Origin of the sequence: Belliella filtrata (genome assembly GCF_022549775.1) — a bacterium.
Classification (GTDB): Bacteria; Bacteroidota; Bacteroidia; order Cytophagales; family Cyclobacteriaceae; genus Belliella; species Belliella filtrata.
The window spans coordinates 160,443-172,858 of sequence record NZ_JAKZGP010000001.1; the positions used below are offsets into that span (position 1 = coordinate 160,443).

General features: G+C 36.9%; 8 protein-coding genes. All 8 read right to left on the minus strand.

The genetic code is table 11. The features are described from left to right. Position 1: 1 nt before the first annotated feature. Positions 2–1,585, minus strand: a complete 1,584-nt coding sequence (locus MM239_RS00690) for a carboxylesterase/lipase family protein (RefSeq protein WP_241345837.1) — start codon at positions 1,583–1,585, stop codon at positions 2–4. Positions 1,586–1,838: 253 nt separating this feature from the next. Further along, positions 1,839–2,405: a pentapeptide repeat-containing protein gene (locus MM239_RS00695; RefSeq protein WP_241345838.1), complete on the minus strand. Its 567-nt coding sequence runs from the start codon at positions 2,403–2,405 to the stop codon at positions 1,839–1,841. A 171-nt stretch (positions 2,406–2,576) separates the two neighbouring features. Further along, positions 2,577–7,385, minus strand: a complete 4,809-nt coding sequence (locus MM239_RS00700) for a RecQ family ATP-dependent DNA helicase (protein ID WP_241345839.1) — start codon at positions 7,383–7,385, stop codon at positions 2,577–2,579. Between the two features lie 63 nt (positions 7,386–7,448). Beyond that, complete coding sequence (locus tag MM239_RS00705) at positions 7,449–8,906, minus strand: SDR family oxidoreductase (protein ID WP_241345840.1); 1,458 nt, start codon at positions 8,904–8,906, stop codon at positions 7,449–7,451. Positions 8,907–9,132: 226 nt separating this feature from the next. After that, complete coding sequence (locus tag MM239_RS00710) at positions 9,133–9,609, minus strand: DUF2306 domain-containing protein (RefSeq protein WP_241345841.1); 477 nt, start codon at positions 9,607–9,609, stop codon at positions 9,133–9,135. Next, positions 9,602–10,324: a DUF1211 domain-containing protein gene (locus MM239_RS00715; protein ID WP_241345842.1), complete on the minus strand. Its 723-nt coding sequence runs from the start codon at positions 10,322–10,324 to the stop codon at positions 9,602–9,604. Before MM239_RS00715 ends, MM239_RS00710 begins: the two co-directional genes overlap by 8 nt. Before the next feature lie 435 nt (positions 10,325–10,759). After that, positions 10,760–11,419 (minus strand): hypothetical protein, encoded by a 660-nt coding sequence (locus tag MM239_RS00720; RefSeq protein ID WP_241345843.1) that lies wholly within the window; start codon positions 11,417–11,419, stop codon positions 10,760–10,762. Between the two features lie 414 nt (positions 11,420–11,833). Next, positions 11,834–12,412, minus strand: a complete 579-nt coding sequence (locus MM239_RS00725) for an NAD(P)H-dependent oxidoreductase (protein ID WP_241345844.1) — start codon at positions 12,410–12,412, stop codon at positions 11,834–11,836. Positions 12,413–12,416: the final 4 nt, after the last annotated feature.

The window sequence follows — 12,416 nt, forward strand, 5'->3', positions numbered from 1 at the left end:
ACTAATCCTCTGACTTCACGAAGATAGTTTCTTTAGGTTTAATTAGCGTCATCAATGCCCTATCATGATGATTGACGATTTTGGATTCGTTGTCAAAATACATCGTGACACCATTTTCTTGAGTATAAACATCCCACTTTGGCAAAATGCCATCGACATTTGGGTTTACAGATTTCACAAAATTGATCCAAGCAGAACTCATTTTGTCTGCAAGATCCCAAGCCTCTGGGGTATCTCCCGTCCAATCAGCTCTTAAATCGACCGTATTGAATGCCAATGGAATATCTAAGCCATGAAATGAGCCTTTGGATGAATCTTCTACACCACTTTTCCAAGCTAAAAAATATACGTACAATGGTGCACTGGACTCTGCTGCCCTGGCATCCGCAGTACGGATCGTATATGGTCTGAATACATCATCTACAGATAATAGGTCTTGCGGAGTATAATCAGGATATGCTTCTGCAAACCGTGTTATATATTCGTCTGTTTTATCACCATAAGTTTTTTGTAATCGCTCTTTAGCCTCTTCCAGAGTAAGGTTCTTTTCTCCATAGGCTGTCGGCTTAAGTTCGTTCAGCGTAGAGCCAATCATTACAGGAATTTCTTTTGAAATACTTGCAAAACCAGGGCTAAAAGGTTGTTGGAGTAAAATTTCCCCATCCGCTGAAGGAGCAAAACCAAACATAGTAGGCGATCCAGGAACTCGTGGACCTGAAATCTTTGCCACGGCATCATTTCCCGCCTTTACCAAATCGGTATAAGGTACAGTCTGTATCTTTTCTACATCTTCAGGTGTCAGTCCCAATTCTTCAAGTACTGCTAAGCCTAACGTTTGTGACTTTTCCTTGGTCATGGTATTGATCAAGGTTCCACTTTGTATGATAGCTTTGTGGAAAGTACCCTTAGCAGAAGGCATATTCATAATCGTACCTACTTTTCCTCCACCTCCAGACTCTCCCACTATGGTCACATCTGCAGGGTTGCCTCCGAACCCTTCAATATTATCTTGAATCCAATTTAGTGCCTTGACTATATCAAGCATACCTACATTGGCTGATTGGGCATATTTATCCCCACAAGCTGAAAGGTCCAAAAATCCTAAAATATTCAATCTGTGATTGACTGACACGACTACTATGTCTCCTTTTTTGGCCAGGGCTTCACCGTAAGTCATGGGATCATTGCTACTCCCTACAAAAAACCCACCACCATGTAGCCACAGCATTACTGGGCGCTTCTTACCATCATTGATTCCTTGAGTCCATACATTTAGGCTGAAAAGTTCTTTCTCACTTTGCGTTGAATCTGGAATCCAAGCTACAATTTGCTTAGCCACAGGGCCGAAATCGTGGCACTCAAGAACCTCATCCCATGAATCTGGATCTTGAGGTGGCATAAATCGATCTGCTTTTGCATACGGAATACCCTTGAAGGCATAAACATCTTCATGAAGAAGACCAGAAACCTGGCCAGAATTGGTTCTTACAATTGAATCTTGATCATCCCTCTCTCTAGGGCCACAGCCCAAAATAAAATGAGAAAGTAGCATGATTGAGCATAATAAGCCAAAGTGTGGTTTCATGGTTATTTGTAGGTTTGGGTGTAAGGTGTTTGAGAAAAACAATCAGATACAATTTACTTACAATGCACCAAAATCGACCTCAAGACAATAGAAATCTTTCAAATTTCCCTTTAGGTAAGCGTACTGAAAAAGTGAATAACATGCTTTAGAACACTAAATTGGCTATTTTTTCCTTCACTTAAAAGTAAAATCCTCACTTGTTCTTCACATGTCTGGTCATTTGTGAAAAGCCAGTTGCTCAAGGCTTTAATCGCTATGAATTTTCAATATGAATATCATATTTGTCTAGAAGACCAGCGATATTGGATAGTGAGAATTTGGCTTTTTTAATTCGGTTATTTTCTGGATCAATGGAAAAACCTGATGAGGTACGCAAATCTACTTGCTCCAGAATCGTACGGTCAAAAACCGCCTGAGAAAGGTTACAATTATCAAATTTGGATCCTGTCAGGTCAGCTTCAACAAAATCGACTTCAACCAAGGAAGAGTTATTGAATTGGGTATTCTTCAGTTTGATCCTGTAAAAAGAAGCGTGGTTCAATTGGCAATTCTCAAATTGAAAACCTATTCCAAAAGGATCACAGGTGTCAAACCTCACCCCTAAAAGCTTCGACTCCTTGAAAACCACATCACGAAGGGCTGTTTTGTGTAGCTTAACCATAGTAAAGTTACAATGCTGAAAAACACAGTCTGAGAAAATATAGCCAGAAAGATCCATTTCGGAAAAGTCACATTGATTGAAAGTACAGTTTTCATACTCCCCTTTGGGTAAATTACTATTTCTGCCAATCGTCTTATCTGCTATGTAAATATCAGTCATTATTTTAGTTTGTTAAGGGTGATTCTAATTATGCTATTTTACATCAAGCCTTTTACAAGAATACATGAGAATTTGAATACCTGAATGGCTATAAGAGTAAGTATTTGAAAGTAAGGGTTCGACAATATCAGACTTTATAGCCTGATTTCGGAATTTTCTAAAATGGATTAATTATACCCTCTCAAAATACAATTCTGGGAGAATAACTTTCAACTCATTCTGTTCTTCATTTTTCCAATAAACTATAAAATTGACCTTTGCTCTTCTTAAATCATAACCCTTGGATTTCATTTCAACTAATTTTTGAGAAAACCTCTTTGAAAATTTAAGTATAGAATTACCCTTATGATCCATACATCCATCTTTTCCAATCCTTAACTTTTCACCACTCGTCAACAAAGCAATCAGGTCTTGCCTTCCTATAAAATAGCTCAACCAAATATCTTTAAAGGAAAGGTGTATGGTTATTTCTTTTGGAGGCAAGTGCTTTTCAAAATAATGTACTAATTCTAAATTTTCGGTAGCAATATTTTCTAGGAAATTTGTATTTGTGTGAATTGTCAGGCTATTTTTTGCTCGTGTCATAGCTACGTATAGAAGCCTTTTTGCTTCATTCGTAGCGGGATTGTGATTCTGCAACATCAAAAAAACGTTGTCAAACTCCTTCCCTTTGGATTTATGTATGGTAGATACGAATATCACTTCTCCATTTTCGCTATAAAAATCTTCTAAGTTTGACTCTCTAATGAATACTTCAAGATCTGATTTATACCTGATTTTTGGATTGCTAGCTTCAAATGTTTTTATGATATTCCCTAAAATATCCAATTTATTGCTTTGACGAAATCTTTTTACAGAAGCTCGTTTTGCTTGTAACCAAACTTGATCACTGATAATATACAACTCATCATTCAGGTGCAATTGTTCTAGAAAAAACCTGACTTCATAAAGATTGTATAAATTGAAACCTTCATTGCTTTGGATAAGCTTTGCTTGGATATCATGCTTCAATAACAAACCAGTCACTTGAAGAGCTTCATCATTGGTTCTGGTGAGCACGCAAGTAGTACCAGTAAGTCCTGTCTCCATTATATCTTGCACAAGTGGAGAAATCAAGCAACCTTCCTGGTGCTGTACTATTTTGATCTTACCATTCTCTCTCTGCGTCGCTATAATTGGAGTGCTTTTCAGCCTTTGAGAAATTCCCTGAACAAATTGATTTGTGTAATCTACAATATTGGCTTTGCTCCTGTAATTTTCTACCAGCTCATGTTTGACAGCTCCATTGATATGTATGAAATTCTCAAGATTTTTAGAACTAGCGCCTCTGAACTCAAAGATATTCTGATCATCATCACCCACTGCAATTACCCTCATCTCTTCATTTTGCTCCATCAATGCAGTGACCAGATCATATTCATCTGGATCCATGTCTTGCGCTTCATCGATTACCAACACTGTCTTTGTAATTCGGCTAGCCTCCACTTCACTTGATCTTATTTTTTGAATAGTTCTCTTTATGATATCACCAGACTTGTCTAGGCTACCCACTCTTCCCAACAGGTCAAAACAATAAGCATGAAAGGTCTTGATCTCGATAAAGTTGGCAGCATTTCCAATCAACTTTAACAAGCGACGTTTGAACTCACTCGCTGCGGCTCTAGAAAATGTAATCATAAGAAGCTGCTCGTGCTTCACATCTTCCATCAATAATAAAGAAGCAAGCTTATGAACCAGGACCCTGGTCTTTCCACTTCCTGGACCAGCAGCCACTACAATATGTTTAGTCTCTTTATCATTTATTATTTTCAATTGTGTAGGTGATAGCCCACCAAAAAGCTGCTTGAACTTAGCTGGAGTTATATTTCTTTTGATCTCATGCTGGCGGCTTCCTTTGAAGTACTTGTTGAGAAAAGAATAGAAATTAAGCTGGAAATAATCTTCCACAAACTGCAACGCATTTTTATAATCCTTGATCATCCTATTGGCATATTCACCAACGATATGAATCTGTTGTACTTTGTTTTCGTAGAATTGAAAGAGCTTTTGATAGTCGTCTTTGGTGTATTGCTTTTTATTATTTTGCTCTGTCCTTTCTATGGTCAGTCTGTTGTATACTACAAGAAATCCACCTTCAATTTTTAGTGCTTCAATTCTCGAAAGGAAGAATAATGCATCCTCCACATCGTCCAACGAAATGAAAACCTTAAACATATCCATACTCCTATCATAAGCATTTTTGAGTTCATGTACTGAAAATTCCACCAAAACCTGCTCCCTGTCAATTTCCTGATTCGAAACAGAAAACGAACTTTTCTCAAAAAGAAAATCAACAATAAATTTAGCCAAAAGATGCCTTCTTTCTACCTTTTCTTTCAATACGCTTTGAGGAAACAATGCGCAAATTGCTACATGATTTTTTGAATCCAAGCCTTTGCTTTTGATAGCATTTTTGATTGCCCAAAAGTTAACAATGGTTTTGATTTTGTTGGGTGAGACATCATGTATCCCGTATTCTTCGGCACTTTCATTGAGTGCTTTGATATGAAATACTTTTTCTTGCAGCTCCAAAAAGGGTAATAAAAATTTCTCTATTTTACAATATGTCTCTAAAACACTTAGTGACTTATTTTTTTGATCACCCCTACGAATGAAGGCTGTCAAATCTTTTGCATCAGCAAGAATTTCCTCTTCCCTGAGTAGGTTGATGATATTAATCACTTCTTCTTTGACTATACCTAGGTGATCGCTGATATAGTCTATCCTCGTCTCGGGCTCCTCTTCATTAGATTGCTTTCTACTTTTACTTGAGAAAAGCTTCTTGATAATCCTTGTCGCTTTTTCCTTTTGATTTCCCAAGAACCTTTCAGAGCCATTAATCTTTTCAATCGCTTCTTGCGCATTTTTGGAGAGTATACTATTTGCAAAAACACGCGGCATGTTCTGCCCTCTTTTCAAATAACCTGCCTCTTCGAGTGCTGCTATTGCTGTAGTTACTCTTGTTTCTATCTCCATTACACTATCATCCCATCCTGCCTTTCTTGCTATTTCCAAGGCTGAATTTGATACTGAAGAACGAAACTTCGTGATATCCTTTATCGCCTTCCAGACTTGTTGTATCTCTTTGATAGAAAGCTTTGTCTGATTCAGCAAGATAAAATGTTTACTAAGGTCTTCTTCATTGAATAGCACAAAACATTCCGCTTCAATTCTTTCATCTCTTCCTGCCCGACCAGCTTCTTGCACATAATTTTCAAGTGAATCAGAAATCTCATAATGTACGACCATACCCACATCCTTCTTATCCACACCCATACCGAAGGCTGAAGTCGCCACCATGATTTGAATATCCCCATTGATAAAAGCATTTTGGTTTTCAGACTTTTCATGTTTATCCATTTTGCCGTGGTACGGCCTAGCATTAAAGCCATCTTTGCTTAACCTCTCTGCCAATAAATACGCTTTTCTCGTACGCGATACGTAGACTATTGCAGGTCGATTTTTATCATCGATCAAATCGCGTAGGGCTTGATACTTTTCTTCTTCAGTGACTTTTTGAAAAACTTTATAGTGAAGGTTCGTTCTAGCAACTTTCGAGGTGAATACTTCAAGGTCTAAATCTAACTTTTCTTTAAAGTATTGTCTAATATCCTCTATTACTTTTTGCTTAGCTGTCGCTGTAAAACATGAAACTGGTATCCCATCTGCTAGGTTTTTCTTGTCTTGTATGGCCTTGATAAAATCACCTATATACAAATAATCTACTCTGAAATCTTGCCCCCAAGAAGAAAAACAATGAGCCTCATCTATAACGAATCGAGCCACTATTCTCCCCAATATCAATCGCTCAATCGTTTTGGAGCGAAGAGATTCTGGAGATATGTATAGTATTGATGCGGAACCTTTTTCAACCCTTTCGAAAGACTGCGCCCTTTCGATCGGGTCTAGCAATCCATTGATTGTGACAGCTTGAGTAATCCCTAGTTTTTCTAGGTTATCAACTTGATCTTTCATCAGTGATTGAAGGGGCGATATCACTATCGTCAATGCCTTTGAGACTTCGCCACTCATCAATGCTGGAACTTGAAATGTAATAGATTTGCCGCCACCTGTCGGAAATATGGCTAAGATAGACTTATGATCTATGGCTGATTTCACAGCCATTTCTTGCAATGGTTCACCGCCATAAGTTCTATAGTTATCAAAACCAAAAAACCTCTTCAACCCTTTTTGCGGGTCTAGCACACTGTCACAATAGGAACACCCACTTACGCAAGGCTTGCTTCTCAGCCGAAACAAGTGCTGCTCTACTTGTGGATAGTTTTTCAAGACCCATGGTGGAGTAATAGAGACTATGTTAGCATCTTGTAAGAAAGCATTAATTAAAGATAAGCAATAGGCAAGCTCAATAGGACTATTGATAATCATGCTACCCAAATCTGCATCCATACAAAATTCACCCTTGAACCTTCGTCGAATTAAACTTTCAACATCGGAATTTTCCCATTTTAAGGAAAAAAAGCGAAAAAACCCTTGAAACTCTACTTGGTCACAAAGCAGCAAATAAAAAATCTGTTTGAGCAAATCGTCCAATTGAGCAAATGCTGCAATCTCATCGTGAAATAAATCTTTAGTCTTTTGAGCATCATTAAGCGGATTGTTCAATTCATCTGTTTGAAGCTTATCATCTTTAAGTAATGCATGGTAGGGGTTTTTGGGGAAAAGCAAAGGAGATAAAAATAAAGTATCGATGATATTTTCCTGCTTGATGGAAGCTTTAAGGAGGGTATTATTGAGGTACTTGAGATCATGTCTAAAAAAATTATGACCACAAACAAACATTGTTCCCTTGAGAAACTCTATAAGATCTGGTAAAGCGTTTCTATGAAAAAAAGCAATATCATCCTTGACACAACCGATGTCTAGGATTTTGCCACTTTTTGGCTCTATTTCGGTATCAATAAAAGCTATGTTTCGCAATCAAATTCTAATATGGATAACAATCAAATATAGTTTATATTTCCTATATTGTTGCATTCACATTCATTTTTGAGCCTTTTTTACAGCTTTACTAGTCATTGGTGCTGCAAGCTGATTGATCATTCCTCTAAAAATAAAACCATGAAAGGGTAATACAGCATACCAATACAACCTTCCATACAAGCCAATGGGTCGGAAAGTGGCAGTCTGAGTAAGTATGTTGTCTTTGTCAATTTTAAACTCAAGCCATGCTTCTCCCGGAAGCTTCATCTCGGCATAAAGAAGAAGTCTTTGCTCTTCTCTATCCGCTATCATTACTCTCCAAAAGTCTAAGGCATCGCCAGTAAATATCTCGGTGTCACTTCTTCTACCTCTTCTCATTCCAACACCTCCGAATATTTGATCTATAAATCCACGAAGCTTCCAAAGTGCCGTACCGTAATACCAACCCGTCTTACCTCCAATTTTCCAGATTTTGTCAAGAGATGTCAAGCTATCCTCTAAAGGAAGCGACCGGGTATCTTTGAAGCAACCATTGGTAGGAACTTCGACAAATTTAGAAAAGCCACTTTTGAAAAGTTCACTGGTCTGAGCATCTTTCCAACTTGAAGTGACTTGATTCTGTTCGATTTTGTCAAATGCCAATTGGATCGCTTTATCATAACCCAGAAGCTTGATTTCAAGCGTAGATGCGAGGTCGTTTGGCTCACAGACCACCTCTACTTTCATACTGTTCACCAGATTCTTGGCCAGAGAATAAGAAGTAGACGTAATGAAATACAACCAATAGGAGGAAATCGTAGGACTCATTACTGGCACTATACCGATACGTCTTTTTAGTCCTCTAACTTTAGCAAAACGTAGAAGCATCTCTTTGTAAGTCAAGATATCAGGTCCACCGATATCATAATCCTTGTTGAACGTTTCACTTTTGTCGATCACACCTACCAAAAACTCAATAACATTTCTGATAGCAATAGGCTGGCATTTGGTCTTGAGCCAGCGTGGCGCAATCATAACGGGTAGCTTTTCTACCAAGTCTCTGATGATCTCGAAAGATGCGCTCCCTGAACCCACGATAATACCCGCCTTGAGTGTAGTAAGCGCATACTTTTCGCTAGTAAGTATGGTCTCTACTTTTTTTCTGGAAGAAAGGTGCTTTGACAATTCCTCCGAGTTACTGATTCCACTGAGATAAATAACCTGCTTGGCATTTGTTGTTTCGATACGCTCTTTGAAATTCTTGGCACAGGTTTCTTCCAGGTCTCCAAAATTCCCACTTTGAGTAGACATGGAATGTATCAGGTAGTACGCCAAATCTATATCATTGGGGATATACTTTAGGCTATCTTGCTTCAAAAAGTCCACCTCGATTACTGTAATGTTTGGAGAATCATATTTCTTGAGATTGAATCTACTGCTATCTCTCACGCAACACACCACGGTATGGCCATTTTCGATCAACTCTGGAAGTAAACGCTGTGCAATATATCCAGTAACTCCAGTGAGTAAGATTTTCATAAGTATCTATTATAAGTAGTTTCGAATTCACTCTCTACCCTTGGAGTTGACAAAATAAACTCATTCAAGTAGTCTGATGATGATTGGTAATTACTAAGATCTTAACCAATTCTGCCCACAAAGTGTTTGTCTATCATATTGTGGAAATTGATCACTAGCTTTCATCTAAATAAAGATTCAAAGAGAAGGCTTATGGCAAGGTTAAGTCTGCTTTAATCCAGTTCCTTCAGAGGAAATAGTTACTCCATTTTTTCTCTTTCCAAAAAATAAATAAAGATCCCAAGAAAAATATTAATCCAGTAGCTATGGCAACCATGGTGTAAAAAGGCCTGTCAGGAATTCGTACTATGAGTTCGGAAGCAAATGCAGCATAAAGGCCCAAAACAGAATAATACATGAACCAAAGGTGGAAAACTTGATACTTCTTCTGAATGATCTTGATCCAAATAGGTATCATTCCTGCCAAAAGCGTAACAAAGCCCACAATGGCCAATATATGAAAGACGCCAAACTTTCCTGTCAAATTGTAAATGAAAAATGCAGAACCACAAACCAACACCATGAAAATCACATAAAAATAACCTGCACGCTTATGAAGTTTTGTTCCTTTTGGTTTGGAAAGAACAAACCATCCTGCAAGCATAGCCATCAGCGCACTTGAAAAATGAAACCATCCTAAACAGGTATTTACAAAATCATACATAATCGAATGTTTTAGCCCTCGATTTGAATTTAACCTGCCACCAAATTATCAATGGTGTATAGAGCAAATACACAAGCCCACCCGTTAAAGATGCCCAAATAAATGAATACTGATTAATCACTATCGTAACCAGAATCGATAGCAAAGGAATCGAGAACATTATGAACAACCTCCACTTCTGAGATGCAGTATAAAACACCTCAAAAGTATTCAGGCCTAACTGATCTTGTAACTTAAATGCCCTTTGATAAAACCAAAACAAGATAAAGTATAGTGCAAAAGCTATAAAACCATAATAGATCATCAAATACGGAACTTGATAACCTTCAATACTTACATCAATATCAGTATAAAAAAAATAATTGGTAAGGTATAAGGTTAAAAATCTCAGTGGATATACGTAAAAAATAATCAAAGCAATAAAAATCGTGTTCAATAAGGCAAGTATGGAATCGTTCAGGGTGTAAATTTCAGAGAAGTAAAGGTGTTCGTTCCATATCAAAATGATAAATGAAATACTTATCAAAAATGCCGGCAATGTTTTCGTAAAAGTCAATAAATCCTCAAATGAGTTGGGGTTAGTGAGATTGAAAATAAGTAAGGTGATTGCAATGCCAAAAACTGCATCCGTCAAGTTCTCTAGTCTTGAAGCATTTTGGCCGCGATAACTTATCCTTGGATCATGACTCCTGTTTTTCAAGACTTCATTTCTCATGCATTATAAAATGTTGATTAGCAGTCTAAAGTATAAAAAAAACATTAATAATTTTCAAAATTAAGGACAATTATTATGGCTTTGTATGGTAAATAGCAATACCTTTTTTCATGCTGAAAGCTGGGGTATGTTAAACAGTCAAATGATCGGTTAATCTCTCTTTATTAAGTTTTTTGCGATTGTAGAAAATTCCAAGCCCAATTATTACTTCAGCTACTATAGCCAAAATGGAGCCTTCAAAACCGAAATATATGATATTAAAAATAAGAATACTCTTCCAAGGGTATTCGATTTCTCTGAAATACTACTCATAACACTTCGATTATATTGTTAAAATAAACTACCAGCTTCCGACCGCTGGCAATACACAGGGTTGATTACAAAACTTAATTTAATGCGTAATTTTTTAGCCTTCCAATAAGCAAGACCTTTCTCTTATGCTGTACCGTAATTCATTTTATTGTTTCTTCTTGCAGAAAAATACAAATAAACTGCAATGATAGCCCAAACGCAAAATACCCCAATCATTGTCAGCGAAATTGATGAAAAATGAAGGTCAATATTTTTAAAGAAAGGTAGCCCAAAATGAAATTTAGACGATAAAATTTCAAACCCTTTAAAATTGAAAATGATCAACCCTTGTTTGTAGATAAATAGTAATGGTATAGTTAGCAAAAGTAAATAATTCTTTTTCCTGATTGTCAAAAAGATAATGAGAAGAATTGAACCAAAAATGGATATAAAAAAGAATGCAATTTTTGAAATGTTAGCGCTATAAAGAGGTGCTGCAAAATTTGTGTCTGGAGCATAAAAGCTACTCAAAATGTTTACATCAATTGGCTCAAAGCGATTCAAAGTTAAATTTCCATTTTTCTCCAACACGTTAACAGCATAAGAGAACTTCATTTCATTCTCAAATGTCACCCAATATTTTAGAAGATATTCAGAGTTTCCCTGCAAGTTTCTTATTAAGTTGGCCTCACGGAGCACTATGTCATGTTCCATTCCGTTCCATACTATTGCATTCTCTTTAATCTTATCAATGTATTCTTGTGGTACGGTGTGATCAAAATATGCCTGATAAAAATCCTCCAATGGGAAAGTATTTATAGATGCTTTGATCGCATCTTGGGAAAATAGATGTATCTCCGCTGGGACTTCCTTTTTATTAGAAAAAGAGGAGAATAGTAATGCTAAAATTATAACCAATCTGACATTTATCATCGAAATTGCATTTTAGGTTTATCTTATTAATGTTTGTGAGGAACATATTTTTGAATTTTTTTTCTTAGGTGCCAACTTCCTCGAAAAAGAAAATCATTTGGACTCACTCACTACTAAGACTTTAAAGATAGTGATTTTTACATCCAATCCAAACTTACCATCTGATAGTCAGACCAAAAGAATCAATGTTTTTGAAATATTTTTAAGGAAGGGTGTATCGGCACTTTTTTCGTGTCAGTTAAGCCATAAATGTCAATTCATATCTTTCTTTTGATACTCCGTACCTCACTTGTTCATTTTGCCTAATTTCTCAACTTTCTCCAGCCATTTTACTCTAAATTCTTGTTTCGAAAGTCTAATAGGACCAATGGACGTGATACGAACTTTTTTTACACCGATAAAATTAAGTGTGCCCTTTTTTATAGCATTGTGGCTTGGGTTACCATAAATCCACTTATAGTACCAGGCAGGTTGATCCAAGGTGCAAATGATCCGTGCTGTTTTTCCACTTAATAATTTGTCACTAAATAAGGACTTTTCCTTTTTCTTAAAGGCAAATCCAGGTAGCAACACTCGGTCTAAAAAACCTTTCATCATTGCTGGTACTGAGCTCCACCACACAGGATATATCCAAACCAGATGCTCTGCCCATTTTAGCTTTTCTTGAGCTTCTAATAAGTCTGGCTCTAAAGCTGTCCTTTTCCTGTATCCAAATTCAAGGTTTGGATTGAATTCCAGGTCTCTGATGTTAATTACTTCTATTTCGGCACCTGATGTACTTGCACCTCTTCTGTAGGCATCGGATAGTGCAAAATTGAAACTTTCTTTATCTGGGTGACCGTTTATGATTAGTATTTTTTTCATCTGA